This window comes from Blattabacterium cuenoti, assembly GCF_014252055.1.
GTDB lineage: Bacteria > Bacteroidota > Bacteroidia > Flavobacteriales > Blattabacteriaceae > Blattabacterium > Blattabacterium cuenoti_D.
Map to the genome: position 1 here is coordinate 256,430 of NZ_CP059208.1, position 14,224 is coordinate 270,653.

The 14,224-nt window shown below is 24.8% G+C and carries 13 protein-coding genes; 9 read left to right on the top strand and 4 right to left on the bottom strand.

What is annotated here, in order from left to right; translation table 11 throughout:
- Window positions 1-11: 11 nt before the first annotated feature.
- From murD to hisS, 8 genes are read left to right on the top strand one after another with little or no spacing between them, the layout of a single operon-like run.
- Window positions 12-1,382 carry a UDP-N-acetylmuramoyl-L-alanine--D-glutamate ligase gene (gene murD / locus H0H48_RS01250; protein ID WP_185871301.1) on the top strand — a complete coding sequence of 457 codons (1,371 nt, stop codon included), beginning with the start codon at window positions 12-14 and terminating at the stop codon, window positions 1,380-1,382.
- A 6-nt stretch (window positions 1,383-1,388) separates the two neighbouring features.
- A complete protein-coding gene (locus H0H48_RS01255; RefSeq protein WP_185871302.1) occupies window positions 1,389-2,561 on the top strand; it encodes an FtsW/RodA/SpoVE family cell cycle protein in 1,173 nt (390 codons plus the stop codon).
- Window positions 2,527-3,657: an undecaprenyldiphospho-muramoylpentapeptide beta-N-acetylglucosaminyltransferase gene (murG, locus tag H0H48_RS01260; RefSeq protein WP_238785338.1), complete on the top strand. Its 1,131-nt coding sequence runs from the start codon at window positions 2,527-2,529 to the stop codon at window positions 3,655-3,657. Before H0H48_RS01255 ends, murG begins: the two co-directional genes overlap by 35 nt.
- The gene (murC, locus tag H0H48_RS01265; RefSeq protein WP_185871303.1) at window positions 3,658-5,034 is read left to right on the top strand and encodes a UDP-N-acetylmuramate--L-alanine ligase; all 1,377 of its coding nucleotides are present in this window, start codon (window positions 3,658-3,660) and stop codon (window positions 5,032-5,034) included.
- Complete coding sequence (locus H0H48_RS01270) at window positions 5,035-5,763, top strand: cell division protein FtsQ/DivIB (RefSeq protein ID WP_185871304.1); 729 nt, start codon at window positions 5,035-5,037, stop codon at window positions 5,761-5,763. It abuts the gene before it with no gap.
- Window positions 5,764-5,767: 4 nt separating this feature from the next.
- Entirely contained in the window at window positions 5,768-7,150 is a 1,383-nt protein-coding gene (gene ftsA, locus H0H48_RS01275) for a cell division protein FtsA (RefSeq protein ID WP_185871305.1), read from the top strand.
- A gap of 1 nt (window position 7,151) precedes the next feature.
- A complete protein-coding gene (gene ftsZ, locus H0H48_RS01280) occupies window positions 7,152-8,498 on the top strand; it encodes a cell division protein FtsZ (protein WP_185871306.1) in 1,347 nt (448 codons plus the stop codon).
- Between the two features lie 20 nt (window positions 8,499-8,518).
- Complete coding sequence (gene hisS / locus H0H48_RS01285) at window positions 8,519-9,937, top strand: histidine--tRNA ligase (RefSeq protein ID WP_185871307.1); 1,419 nt, start codon at window positions 8,519-8,521, stop codon at window positions 9,935-9,937.
- On the opposite strand, the gene pnuC is transcribed toward hisS, so the two are convergent.
- Entirely contained in the window at window positions 9,921-10,580 is a 660-nt protein-coding gene (pnuC, locus tag H0H48_RS01290) for a nicotinamide riboside transporter PnuC (protein WP_185871308.1), read from the bottom strand. The two genes, hisS and pnuC, sit on opposite strands and share 17 nt — an antisense overlap.
- Window positions 10,580-11,206 (bottom strand): 4'-phosphopantetheinyl transferase family protein, encoded by a 627-nt coding sequence (locus H0H48_RS01295; RefSeq protein WP_185871309.1) that lies wholly within the window; start codon window positions 11,204-11,206, stop codon window positions 10,580-10,582. Before H0H48_RS01295 ends, pnuC begins: the two co-directional genes overlap by 1 nt.
- A gap of 86 nt (window positions 11,207-11,292) precedes the next feature.
- Here H0H48_RS01295 and H0H48_RS01300 point away from each other — a divergent pair, with 86 nt between their 5' ends.
- The gene (locus tag H0H48_RS01300; RefSeq protein ID WP_185871365.1) at window positions 11,293-12,300 is read left to right on the top strand and encodes an Mrp/NBP35 family ATP-binding protein; all 1,008 of its coding nucleotides are present in this window, start codon (window positions 11,293-11,295) and stop codon (window positions 12,298-12,300) included.
- Here the strand turns inward: H0H48_RS01300 and H0H48_RS01305 are convergent.
- Together H0H48_RS01305 and murB are read right to left on the bottom strand one after the other, a co-directional pair.
- Window positions 12,295-13,107, bottom strand: coding sequence for a phosphorylase family protein (locus H0H48_RS01305; RefSeq protein WP_185871310.1), 813 nt, complete (start codon window positions 13,105-13,107; stop codon window positions 12,295-12,297). The two genes, H0H48_RS01300 and H0H48_RS01305, sit on opposite strands and share 6 nt — an antisense overlap.
- Window positions 13,108-13,178: 71 nt before the next feature.
- A complete protein-coding gene (gene murB, locus H0H48_RS01310) occupies window positions 13,179-14,195 on the bottom strand; it encodes a UDP-N-acetylmuramate dehydrogenase (protein WP_185871311.1) in 1,017 nt (338 codons plus the stop codon).
- Between the last annotated feature and the right edge of the window lie 29 nt (window positions 14,196-14,224).

The following is a 14,224-nucleotide window of genomic DNA, read 5'->3' on the forward strand; positions in this document are numbered from 1 at the left end:
TTAATATAATAATGAAAAAAGAATTTATAGTTATACTTGGAGGAGGAGAAAGTGGGGTAGGAGCTGCTTTACTAGCTAAAAAAAATGGATTAAAAGTATTTTTATCGGATTCTGGAATTATTTCAAATAAATACAAAAAAATTTTAATAAAAAATAAAATCTATTTTGAAGAGAAAGGACATACAGAAAAAATCATCATTCAAAATGCTTACAAAATAATCAAAAGCCCTGGAATTCCTAAAGAAAATTATTTAATAAAGAGAATACAATCCTTAAACATTCCTATTATTTCCGAAATTGAATTCGGTAAAAATTATCTAAATAATTCCTGTATAATAGGAATCACGGGAAGCAATGGAAAAACAACTACTAGTTCTATAGTATATCAAATACTTAAAAATAATAAATTAAATGTAGAGATAGCAGGAAATATTGGATCTAGCTTTTCTGGAAAAGCTATAAAAAAAAAGGATATTTATGTGTTAGAAATAAGTAGTTTTCAGTTAGACGACTGTTTTAGTTTTCGATCAAATATTGCAGTTTTATTAAATATTACAAGAGATCATTTGAATAGATATGATAATAATATCGAAAATTATATTTATTCTAAATTCAAAATAGCTACCCTTCAAAAAAAGGAAGATTTTTTTATTTATAATTATGACGATCCAATTGTAAGACTTGGAGTTAAAAAATATCCAATTTTATCTAAATGTATTCCTTTTTCTATAAGAGAAAAATTAGATACTGGAGCTTACATAAATGAAAATAAAATATTAATACGAATACTAAAAAAAGAAAAAGAAATTTTTTTTATAAATTTAAATGATTTAAAAAATGTCTCCCTTGTAGGAGATCATAATTTATATAATATAATAGCATCATTAATTATATCCAAAATTTTAAATATAAATAAGAACTCTATAATTTATAATTTGCTAAAATTAAAGCCTATAGAACATAGAATGGAAAATTTTGTAAATATAAATGGAGTAAGATTTATTAACGATTCTAAAGCTACTAATGTGCACTCAGCATTCTATGCTTTAAAAAGCATGAATAATCCTACAATATGGATTGTAGGTGGAAAAGATAAAGGAAATAATTATACAGAGATAATCTCTTTAGTAAAAGAGAAAGTAAAAGCAATAATTTGCTTAGGAAAAAACAATAAAAAAATTGTAGATTTTTTTAAAAATTTTACTTCTATTATTTTAGAAACAGAATCTATTAAAGAAGCAGTTCATATGGCATATGCATTATCTTCTCCTGGATACAATATTCTACTTTCTCCAGCTTGTTCAAGCTACGATTTATTTAAAAACTATAAAGAAAAAGGTAATAAGTTTAAAGAAGAAGTTATAAAACTTATAAAAAATTAAAAATAAATGTTTTTTAATAAATATATAAAAGGAGATAAATATTTATGGGCTTTTATTTCTTTATTAGCTATATTTTCTTTTCTACCTGTATACTCAGCAAGTACTAATTTAGTTACTACTTATGGAGGAACAAATACTGTATTCAGTTACTTATTAAAACATGCACTTTTTTTGTTTATTGGATTTTGCATTCTTTTTTTTACTCAATTTATAGACTATAAATACTTTTATCGTATGTCTATTATTTCTATGCCAATAGTCTTAATTTTATTAGTATTTACTATTAGTCAAGGAAAAGAACTAGATGGAGTAAATGCTTCTCGTTGGTTGCATATACCGATTATTAATATATCTTTCCAAACTTCCAATATTGCTGGATTAGTTCTTTTTATTTATTGTGCTAAATACTTAGCCTTAGCTAAAAATAATAAAAAAAAAATGAGTTTAAAAAACTCATTTTTTACTTTATTATTTCCAATATTTTTTATTATTGGACTAATTTTCCCAGCTAATGGATCAACTGCTGCTATTGTTTTTATTTCTGTTTTAATCTTACTTTTTATAGGAGGATATCCAATAATAGGTGTGATAGGAATATTGTCTATAGGAGTTTTTTTTGCTAGTATATACATTTATTCTGTAATAACGTGGGGAGATAAAAACCCTGTAAACAGAGTTTATACATGGAAAAGTCGTATAGAAAATTTTTTGGATCATGGATCTGAAGAAAATTATCAAATAAAACAATCCAAAACCGCTATTGTTTTAGGAAATAAATTTGGTCGTGGTCCTGGAAAAAGCGTTTTAAAAGCATTCTTACCTCAATCTTCTTCAGATTTCATATACGCTATTATTATAGAAGAATACGGATCTTTCGGAGGAATCATACTGTTATTTATTTACATTCTTATTTTGTTTAGAATTATAATTATAGCAACAAAAATACAAAATTATTTTTGTTCTTTATTGGTTTTATCTGTAGGTTTTCCTATTATAAATCAAGCACTAATTAATATGGGAATAGCTGTAGGTTTATTTCCTGTTACAGGACAAAATTTACCATTAATTAGTGCTGGAGGAACTTCTATGTGGGTTACTTTTTTTAGTTTTGGTATTATTTTAAGTGTAAGCAAAGAAATTATATATGAAAACTCTAACAATGAAATATTATCACAATAATATTTCCCCTAGAATAATTATTGGAAGTGGAGGTACTGGAGGCCATATATATCCTGGGATAGCTATTGCAGATGAATTAAAAAAAAAAGTTCCAAAAATAGATATTTTATTCATTGGATCTAAAAATCATATGGAAATAAAAGAAATTCCAAAATTTGGATATCCTATTGAAGGATTTTCTATTTCTGGAGGAAGAAATAAAATATTTTCTATGTATGGATTTTCTTTATTAATAGAATTGATATATAGTTTTTTTTTAGCTAAAAATATTATTAAAAAATTTCGCCCAGATCTTGTTATTGGAACAGGAGGTTTTGTTAGCTTTCCGACTTTATATGCAGCAAAAATAAATAAAATACCTATTCTTATTCAAGAACAAAATTCTTATCCTGGATTAACCAATAGGATATTTTCTCGTTACGCAAAAAAAATATGTGTGGCTTATGAACAAGCAAAAAATTATTTTCCAAAAGAAAAAACTATTCTTACAGGAAATCCTATTAGATCAGAAATACTTCAATTACCGAGTAAAAAAGAAGCTTGTATTCATCTTGGATTGAAGATAAAAAAACCTATAATTTTATCTATGGGAGGAAGCCAAGGATCCAACAGGATTAATAATGCTTGGATAAAAGGTTTGGATAAACTGATAAAATTTAATATCCAACTTATTTGGCAAGTAGGAAAATTAGACATTCACAGAATAAAAAAAAACAAGACATCTCGTCATTCTAATTTTATTTTAATGGAATATATTGAAAATATACAAATATGTTATGCAGCTGCAGACATTATTGTATCTAGAGCAGGAGCTTTAACAATAGCTGAAACATGTATAATAGGAAAACCCTATATATTAATCCCTTTTCCTTGGTCTTCAGATGATCATCAAAATAAAAATGCTAAAATACTATATGATCATGAAGCTGCATTGATTATAAAAGATGAAGAAGTAGAAAATAAATTAGTAGATTCAACTATTCAATTAATCCATGATACTATCATGAAAGAAAAAATGAGTAAAAATATTTTTCAGTTAGGAAAACCTAAAGCAACAAATGATATTGTCAATGAAATATTACAAATTATTTTATGAATGAATTTCAATTACATTAAATATTTTTATTTTATAGGAATAGGAGGGATAGGAATGAGTTCTCTAGCTAGATATTTCCATAAAACAGGTAAAATTGTTCATGGACACGATAAGAATAGAACTTTTTTAACAAAAGAATTAGAAAAAGAAGGGATATTAATAAATTATTATGATTGCATAGAAATATTACCAGAATGGGTAACATCTAATAAATGTTTAATCATATATACTCCAGCTATTCCTAGCAATCATAAACAATGGACTTTTTTAAAAAAACATGCAAAAAATATAAAAAAAAGATCACAAACACTAGCTATAATTACAGAAAATGAAACGTGCATTGCTATAGGAGGAACACATGGAAAAACAACTACTTCTATATTATTATGTCATATATTATATGTCTCCGGAGTAAGTTTTACTGCATTTTTAGGAGGTATTTCTGAAAATTACAATTCTAATATTATATTGAATGGAAAAAAATTCTTTTTAGTAGAAGCAGATGAATTTGATCATTCCTTCTTATATCTATATCCTAATATAGCATGTATAACATCCTTAGATCAGGATCATATAGATATTTATCCAAAAAAAGAAGATTTAAAAAAAGCTTATATAAACTTTTCCAATAAAATAAAGAAACCATATAAAAAAATCTTTTTATGTAAAGAAGACATAGATATATTTTTAAAAAAAAATGCTATTTATTATTCAATAACAGAAAAAGAATCTTATTATTCAAATCATCTTCATGTAGAAGAAAATAAATGGTATTTTGATTTTCATACTCCTAAAGAAATATGGAAATTATTACCATTACCTATACCAGGAAAACATAACTTAAAAAATATAACAGCTGCATTAGCTATATCTGATTATCTAAAAATTGATAGAAAAAAAATAAGAAAAGCTTTATCCTCATTTCGAGGAATTAAAAGAAGATACTCCATACATTATCAATCTAAAAATAAAATATATATAGATGATTACGCACATCATCCTACAGAAATAAATGCTCTAATTGACACTATAAGAGAATCTTTTCCCAATAAAGTCATATTAGGTATTTTTCAGCCTCATTTATTCAGTAGAACTAAATTTTTTGAAGATTATTTTGCAGAAAGTTTAGGAAAACTTGATATTTTAATTTTATTAGATATTTATCCTGCTAGAGAATTTCCTATTTACGGAGTAAATTCCGAAAGGATATTAGAAAAAGTAAAAATAAGTTATGAACATAAAGAAGTTTCTTCTATTTCAAAAGTTTTAGAAAAAATTGGAAAAAAAAATTTTGATATTATTCTTACAATAGGAGCTGGAAATATAGATACTTTAATTTTTCCCATAAAAGAATTTATGCATAAAAGATATGGATAAATGAAAAAAAATACAATATTTTTCATATTTGTTTTGATATTATATATCGCGTCCATGACATTGCTTCTTTTTTTCTCTAAAAAAATACATGAAAACAGACCTTTAACTAAATTTAATATTATTATTGATCCTATATCAAAGTATCATTTTGTAAATGAAGGAACTATTAAAAATATTTTATTCCATAAAACAGAAAAAATTGAAAAAAAAATTGGTCAATTATGTATATTGAAAATGGAAAAAAAATTAAATAATTACCATTTTATAAAAAAATCTGAGGTTTTTCTTAGTGTAGATGGAACACTAAATATTGAAGTATTACAAAAAGAACCCATATTAAGAATAAAAAATGGAAATAAAGAATATTATCTAACTAAAGATGCTGAAGATTTAGAACTTTCTCCTTTTTATTCATTAAATGTGATTCTAGCAAAAGGATATTTTTCTAAAGAAGAAAAAAAATGTTTAGCTAATTTAATTAAATTCATATTAACTGATGAGTTACTTAGAAATCAAATTATTAGTATTAAAAAAAATAACATCAATGAGTTTATATTAATTCCTAAAGTAGGAAATCATAATATTATATTAGGAAACATTAAGGATTTTAAAAATAAATTGAATAAATTAAAAGCATTTTATAAGCAATACCTAAATAAAATAGATATTGATCAATATAAAAATATTGATTTACAATATAAAGACCAAGTAGTCGCAAAAAAAAGATAAGTCTATGGAATATCAAGATATAGCTATAGGTCTTGATGTAGGGACCACGAAGATTGTAGCTATGGTAGGAAGAAAAAATGAATATAATAAGATTGAAATCTTAGGTATAGGCAGATCCAAAAGTATAGGTGTACATATAGGAGTTGTAAATAATATAACTCAAACAATTGAAGCTATACGTGAAGCTATATCTGAAGCTGAACATAGTTCAGGTATAAAAATAAAAGAAGTTATTGTTGGGATAGCAGGCCAACATATAAGAAGTTTACAGCACAATGACTATATAACTAGATTAGATTTTGAAAATGTAATCAATCAAAAAGATATACAAAAATTAATTGATCAAGTACATAAACTAGTTATGTTACCTGGTGAAGAAATAATTCATGTTCTTCCACAAGAGTATAAAGTGGATAGTCAAGCAGAAATAGGAGAACCAATAGGGATGTATGGAAGTCGTTTAGAAGCTAATTTTCATGTAGTAGTAGGACAGATTTCATCTATTCGTAATATTGGAAGATGTGTAAAATCTGCAGGATTAAATTTAGCTGGAATGACCTTAGAACCTTTAGCTTCAGCAGAAGCTGTGTTAAATAAAGAGGAAAGAGAAGCAGGTGTAGCTTTAGTAGATATAGGAGGAGGTACTACTGATGTAGCTATATTTAAAGATAATATTATCCGTCATACAGCAGTAATTCCTTTTGGAGGAAATGTGATAACAGAAAATATAAAAACCGATTGCTTAATTATTGAACGTCAAGCAGAATTATTAAAGATTAAATTTGGGTCAGCATGGCCTGGAGAAAATAAAGAAACAGAAATTGTTTGTATTCCAGGATTAAGGGGAAGAGAACCTAAGGAAATTTCTTTAAAAAAATTGTCTAAAATTATCCATACTAGAGTATGCGAAATTTTAGAACAAGTAAATATAGAAATAAAAAATTATGGAGACGAAGAACAAAAAAAAAGACTTATTGCAGGATTAGTTATGACTGGAGGAGGTTCTCAATTAAAACATATTCGTCCTCTAGCAGAATATATTACTGGAATGGATGTACGTGTAGGTTATTCTAATGAACATATCGCAGGCGGAGAAAATGGACTTATAAGTCATCCTGAATATGCTACTTCTATAGGTTTAGTAATAAAAGGACTTGATGATAAAAAAAAATATCTTTGTCTAAAAGATATGGATTACATCCACAATGAAAAAAATAATACTTCTGATTTTTTTTATAAAAAATTTTATAATAATAAAAATCATACTTCTTATGAAGAAAAACCGGAAGATTATTTAAAAATAAAGAAAAATACTAAGAAAAAATCAAAATCTTTTCTTGAAATTTGGGCAGATAAATTCCGTCAAATATTGAATGATACAGAATAAAATGAAAAAAGAACATTTTATAATGCAAAAAAAAGATAGCGTTCAAGGATATCCAAAACATCGTTCAGCTGCAATTAAGGTAATAGGAGTAGGAGGAGGAGGAAGCAATGCTTTAAGTTACATGTTTGAACAAGGAATAGATGGTGTAGATTTTATAGCATGTAATACAGACGCACAAGCATTAAACAATAATCCAGTTCCTATAAAAATTCAGTTGGGAGCTTCTATTACGGAAGGATTAGGAGCTGGAGCAGATCCAGAGGTAGGAGAAAAAGCAGCATTAGAAAGTTTGGAAGAAATAAAAAGTATTTTAGATTCAAATACTAAAATGACTTTTATTACAGCAGGAATGGGGGGGGGAACTGGAACTGGAGCAGCACCTATTATTGCAGGAATTTCTAAAGAAAAAGGAATCCTTACTGTAGGAATTGTAACAATTCCATTTCATTTTGAAGGAAAGATGAGGTTGCAACAGGCACAAAAAGGAATAGAATCGTTAAGAAGAAATGTAGATTCTTTAATTGTTATTAATAATGATAAGTTGAGAGAACTATATGGAAATCTAGGTTTTAAAGCAGGATTTGCAAAAGCAGATGAAGTTTTAACTACTGCTGCTAAAGGTATCGCTGAAGTTATAACCCATCATTATAAACAAAACATAGATTTAAGAGATACAAGAACTGTTCTAAAAGAAAGTGGAACAGCTGTTATGGGATCTGCTGTTTCTGTAGGTGAAAATAGAGCTAAAGAAGCTGTTATTCAAGCATTAGATTCTCCATTATTAAATGATAACAAAATTACGGGAGCAAAAAACGTTCTCCTTCTTATTGTTTCAGGAAGAATTGAAATAACTATAGATGAAATAGGAATTATTAGCGATTATATTCAGACAGAAGCAGGTAATAATGCAAATATTATTATGGGAATAGGAGAAGATGAAAATTTAGAAGAAAGCATTTCAGTTACCATAGTTGCTACAGGATTTCCTACAGAAGTACAAAGGGCAATAAACCATGAAGAAAAAAAAATATTTCATAGACTAGAGGAACCTTACGAACAAAGGTTAACAAAAAAAGAAGAAATTCATTCTTATTCTAAAAAACAAAGAGATCCATTTTATAATGGTGGATCTTATTCAGTAATAAATAAGAATAGTAAGGATATGAATAATAATAAAAAAAATGTATTTGATAGTGTTATTAATCCTAATTCAGATATTTTAGAAAAAAAATACAAAAGATACCTCTTGGAAGATAGTTTTGATCTTCCTATTTCATATCATGAAAAGAATAAAATTAAACATATAGAAAAAAAAAATAAAAAAAATGAAGAGTTAAATGATTTTTGATAAATTTATTGAAACTTTTTATGCAGTATCCTAACATTCCTAAAGGAACCAGGGATTTCTCATTTAATGAGATTAGTAGGAGGAATTATATAATTGAAACTATTCGAAAAAAATTTGAAATTTTTGGTTTTAATCCCATAGAAACTACTTCTATTGAATATATGTCCACCCTTATTAATAAATATGGAGAGGAAGGAGATTATTTAATGTTCAAATTGCTTCATTCAGGAAATTCTTTAAAAAGAGGAATTTCAGATTTTATGAAAAAAATAATTGAAAATTTCAAATTTAAAAAAAAACAAGTTGATTTTACAACATTATTAACTGAACATATATCTAATAAAGCACTCAGATATGACTTAACTGTTCCTCTTATACGGTATGTTGCAATGCATAGAAATACAATTATCTTTCCTTTTAAAAGATATCAAATACAACCTGTATGGAGAGCAGAAAGACCTCAAAAAGGAAGATTTAGAGAATTCTATCAATGTGATGCAGATATTATAGGACATAATTATTTATCCTTATGGCAAGAAATAGAATTAATTCAACTTTGTGATGATATTTTTACAAAATTAAATATTCCTATAGTTATTTCTATTAACCATAGGGATATCCTTAGAGGATTAGGAGAAATTTCTGGAATAAAAAACGATTTATGGAAAGATTTTACCACATCTTTGGATAAATGGAATAAAATAGGAAAAGATTCAGTAAGAAAAGAAATGATAAGAAAAGGAATATCTTCTAAATCTTTTGATAAGGTTGAATTTTTTTTTGATATGAAAGAAAATTTCTATAAAAAAGAAAAATATTTAACTACTGCTTTTGAAAATTCTGAAAAAGGAAAAAAAGGAGTTAAAGATATTAGCTTTATATTCAATATGATAAATAATCTTTCTTTGCAAAAAACACAATTAGAATGGAATATTTCATTAGCAAGAGGAATGAATTATTATACAGGAACAATATTAGAAATTTTTCCATATAATAATAGGAAAGAAAATTCCATTGGAGGAGGAGGAAGATATGATCTATCAAATTTTTTTGGGATGAATAATACTTATGGAGTAGGAATTTCTTTTGGTTTAGATAGAATTTATCTAGTTATGGAAAAAGAAAACTTGTTTAAAAACATCTATAATACTTCTTCAAAAGTTTTATTTATTAATTTTGGAGATGAAGAATCTTCTTATGCATATAAGATGATAAATTATTTGAGAAAGGAAGGTATTTCTACTCAGTTATATCCTAATCCTATAAAAATAGGAGCTCAGTTTAAATATGCTAGTGATAATCATATTCCATTTGCTATTATCGTAGGAAAAGATGAAATAAAAAAAAATAAAATAAAAGTAAAAAACATTAAAAAAAGAACAGAAAAAGAATATGATAATCTAAAAAAAGTTATAGAATCAATTAAAAAATTGAATTAATTGCTTTTTTTTTCCAAATTATAAATCCATCAATAGATAATAGAAATAGAATAATAAATAGAATACCTGTTAATATCAAACCTTTTAGAAAATAAAGAGGTACAGATATTATATTTCCTATCATCCAAAAAATCCAATTTTCTACTTTTTTAATAGACATTTGATACATTCCAGAAAAATAAATTCCCGTTGTAAATATATCCATCCAATCAGAATAACTTTTAAGTTTTCCATTTAAATAATAAACTATCACACTGAAAATACAAGTAAAAAAAAATAAAATACTTGTATAAAAGTAATCTTTCGTATTACAATAAGTAATTCTTATTTTCTTATTCTCTTTTTTTTTCCATAAAAACCATCCGTATAAACTTACTATAGTATAATATATATTTATAATAAAATCTCCATATAAAGAAGTAATAAAGGTTAAATAACTATAAATCGTAGTCCCCAAGATTCCTACTGGGAATACTAGAACATTATTTCTTTGCGAAAATAAAACACTAATAATTGTTAATATAACAGCTATTATTTCTAAAAAAAATTCTTTTAAACTACCTTTAGTATAATTAGTATAATTAGTATAATTAGTATAATAAGAAGATATAAGGATATCTATGTCGTAATTAAAAAAAAACATTATTTATCTATAATATAAACTAAGTAATGGTCTTCTATTTTTCTATAAAAAGCAAGAAATTTCTTACTATAGGAATCTTTTATTATCCAACATGATATGAAACGATCTTTTTCTATACAAAAAGGAGATACTCTGTAATGAGTTAAAAAATTATAATATATTCCTCCTTCTAGTTTATACAAACTTTCTTTTATGCCCCATATAATATGTAAATAATCCTCTTCATAATTTGTATTTATGAAAAAAGATTCATCATCTCTAATAAATTTTTTTTTTATTTTAATAATTTTCTTATCCTTACGCAATTTTTCTATATCTACACCTATCTGATAAGAACTTATACCTATAGCTATTCTATCAAAAGAATGACTAAAAGAGATATATTTTCCTTCAATAAAAAGGAAAGGTTTTCTTTTTTTATCATAAAAAATATTCACTTTTATTCCAAGATATTTTAATGCATAACGTACACCTAAAAATTCATTTTTACGTTTTTTTGATAAAGATAAAAAAAATACACTTTCTCTATCAGAAATAATTTTCTTTTTTGAAAACATAGTATTTAATAAATATTTCCATTTAAAAACTATAATTTTCGTATGAAAACTACAGGTAAAAATATCCATGATAGAGTTTTTTATTATTAAATCTAGTCATTTTTTTCGTACTATTGTGATTAATTTCTTTAGTTATGTCTTGTATAATGATAAGAATAAAAGAAAAAATTGAAAAAGCTTTAAAAAATATTATAGAAGCTGATTCTATAAAAAAAATAGATGTCATAAATAATAACATGGTTACAATATATTTGAGTTTATATCATCCTACCATGCATTTAAAAAAGAAATTAACAATAGATATAAAAAATTATTTAATAGAAAAAAAAATATTCTCAAATGAAGAAAATATAAGTATAAAAATAGAAATGGAAGCTAAAAAAAATAAAAAATATGAAATAAAAAATATAATAGCTATAGCTTCTGGAAAAGGTGGAGTAGGGAAATCTACAATAGCAACAAATATTGCTGTTTCTTTGGTTAAAATGGGTTTTAAAGTTGGACTATTAGATGCTGATATTTATGGCCCTTCTATTCCATTAATGTTCAATATTGAAAATGACTCTATTGAAAATATAGTAGTCCAAAAAAATGGAGTTATTCTCATAACTCCTATTATTAGTTATGAGGTAAAAATTCTATCTATAGGTTTTTTTTCAAAATATGGACAAGCTATTGTTTGGAGAGGGCCAATGGTAACTAAAGCTCTTAGACAATTAATTCATGAAACAGATTGGGGGGAATTAGACTTCTTGATAGTAGATTTACCACCAGGAACAGGAGATATACATTTATCTCTTTTACAAGAAACTACATTAAAAGGAATAGTTATCGTAAGTACTTCTCAAAAAATAGCATTATCTGATGTAAATAGAACTATAGAAATGTTTCGAATTAAATCTATTTATGTTCCAATATTAGGTATTATTGAGAATATGTCATATCTTATTATGAAAAATAGTAAAGAAAAAAGTTACTTTTTTGGTAAAAATGGAGTAAAAAATTTTGCTAATGAAATCAACATTCCTTATCTAGGGGAAATACCTATGTTACAAACAATACGAGAACATTCAGATATAGGAATTCCTGTAGTTTTAGAAAATAAACATATAAGAAATATTTTCATAGAGATAACAAAAAATATTATTAAAAAACTTTTATAAACAAAACTTTATAAATTCTTTTATAATTAATATTAGAAGGCGCATAGATTTTTCTGTTTCGGTAAATGTATTTAATAAGAAATTATTTGTTATTATTGAACCGGTATTTTTATCCTGAGATTTGCAATCAGATATAAGACCCATAAAAATAATTGTTATAGAAAAAACTCTTAAATTAATACATCTAGCTATTAATACATCTGTTAATATATTTATTCCAACACAGTCTCCTCCGATAGATCGTATCATAGAATTTTCTGCATATGTTTTGTAATTTGGATATGGAAAAGCTACATATATTCCTTTTTGAATAATAATGTTATGGGTCATTGCTATATTTTCTGCTATATCAAGCATTTTCTGATCATATAATTCATTAATCTTGAATAAGTTATTTTTCATAATTTTTTTTACATTAAAATTTTCTGGAAAAAAATTAATGTGGTCTTTTACTAACATAATATCTCCCATTTTGTAATTTGGATTAATTCCTGCAGAAATATTAATTAATATTAATTTTTCTATTCCTATTTTTTTGCACAATAAAATAGAATTTTCCCTGTTTTCTTCAAAAGAAGGTTCTATTAAAAAAACAATATTTTTTCCTTCTATTTTCCCGAACAAAAATTTTCCATACAAATTTTTTTCATGAAAAATAGGAATTTCTTCATAGGAAATACATATGGGATTTTCTACTTCCTCTATGAGCTTATTAAATTGACTTTCTAATAATAAAATTCCAAAATCAGGTTTTTCTTTTATTATTTGTTGTATATATTTTTTTGATTTTTCTAAAGTAATGGACATAAAATTTATGTTTTTTTTAAATTATATGATAATAAAATAAAAAACAAAGGTATATTGTTAGCTTATATCTATTATTGTATGATATTCACTTCTCTTGATAAAGTAATTCCAAATTTTTTTTTTACGTTCTCAATTATTCTTTCTGAAAAAGAATAGACCTCCATTCCAGTAGCTTTTCCATAATTAACTATTATTATAGGTTTCTTTTCGTAAACTCCAACGTTTCCAATCTTTTTCCCTTTCCATCCTATATTTTCAATTAATGAATTAGCAGATATTTTTATCTTATTTACACAAAATTTGTATCCAACAATATTAGGATATATATGCTTGATTTTTTCAAAATCAATATTTTTTACTATAGGATTTATAAAAAAACTACCTGCATTTCCAATTTTTTTTGGATCTGGTAATTTTCTATATCTAATATTAAAAATAGCTTTATTTATATCTTCAATAGTAGGTTTTTTAATATTCATATTTTCTAATTCTTTTTCTACTTCTAGATAAGAAGAATTTCTTTTTTTGTATTCTTTTCTTAGAATAAAAAAAACGGAAAGTATGATAAATTTATTTTTTAATTTTTTAAAAAAAGAATAACGATATTTAAGTCGACATTTTTCACGTGTGAATTCAATAACTTTTCCACTAAATACTTCATATGTTTTAACTTTAAGTAAAACATCTTTTACTTCTGTTCCATATGCTCCAATATTTTGAATTGGAGATGCACCAACTGTTCCAGGAATAAATGATAAATTCTCCAAACCACTAAATCCTTTTTTGATAGTCCAATAAACTAAATCATTCCATTTTTCTCCAGCATAAGCTTGAACAATTACCTGCTTATTATTTTCTTTAATAATTTTTTTCCCTTTTATTCCTATTTTAAGTATTAAACCAGGATAATAATCTTTTAAAAAAAGTATATTACTTCCATTTCCTATTATAATAAATTTTGTAATAGATGTATTTGAAAATATTTTATGAATATCTTCTATATTTTTTACTTCTACAAAATATCTTGTATAAGTATCGATCCCAAATGTATTTAATTTTCTAAGTGGAAAATCCTCTTTAATAAACATAATATTAAAAATATTTCTATAAATACATA

What these genes read in the sequence shown, in the direction of transcription:
- ftsA (WP_185871305.1), top strand. Translation starts at nt 5,768, where the DNA reads ATGGAATATCAAGATATAGCTATAGGTCTTGATGTAGGGACCACGAAG.
- murG (WP_238785338.1), top strand. Translation starts at nt 2,527, where the DNA reads ATGAAAACTCTAACAATGAAATATTATCACAATAATATTTCCCCTAGA.
- murC (WP_185871303.1), top strand. Translation starts at nt 3,658, where the DNA reads ATGAATTTCAATTACATTAAATATTTTTATTTTATAGGAATAGGAGGG.
- murB (WP_185871311.1), bottom strand. Translation starts at nt 14,195, where the DNA reads ATGTTTATTAAAGAGGATTTTCCACTTAGAAAATTAAATACATTTGGG.
- pnuC (WP_185871308.1), bottom strand. Translation starts at nt 10,580, where the DNA reads ATGTTTTTTTTTAATTACGACATAGATATCCTTATATCTTCTTATTAT.
- H0H48_RS01295 (WP_185871309.1), bottom strand. Translation starts at nt 11,206, where the DNA reads ATGGATATTTTTACCTGTAGTTTTCATACGAAAATTATAGTTTTTAAA.
- hisS (WP_185871307.1), top strand. Translation starts at nt 8,519, where the DNA reads ATGCAGTATCCTAACATTCCTAAAGGAACCAGGGATTTCTCATTTAAT.
- H0H48_RS01255 (WP_185871302.1), top strand. Translation starts at nt 1,389, where the DNA reads ATGTTTTTTAATAAATATATAAAAGGAGATAAATATTTATGGGCTTTT.
- H0H48_RS01270 (WP_185871304.1), top strand. Translation starts at nt 5,035, where the DNA reads ATGAAAAAAAATACAATATTTTTCATATTTGTTTTGATATTATATATC.
- ftsZ (WP_185871306.1), top strand. Translation starts at nt 7,152, where the DNA reads ATGAAAAAAGAACATTTTATAATGCAAAAAAAAGATAGCGTTCAAGGA.
- murD (WP_185871301.1), top strand. Translation starts at nt 12, where the DNA reads ATGAAAAAAGAATTTATAGTTATACTTGGAGGAGGAGAAAGTGGGGTA.
- H0H48_RS01305 (WP_185871310.1), bottom strand. Translation starts at nt 13,107, where the DNA reads ATGTCCATTACTTTAGAAAAATCAAAAAAATATATACAACAAATAATA.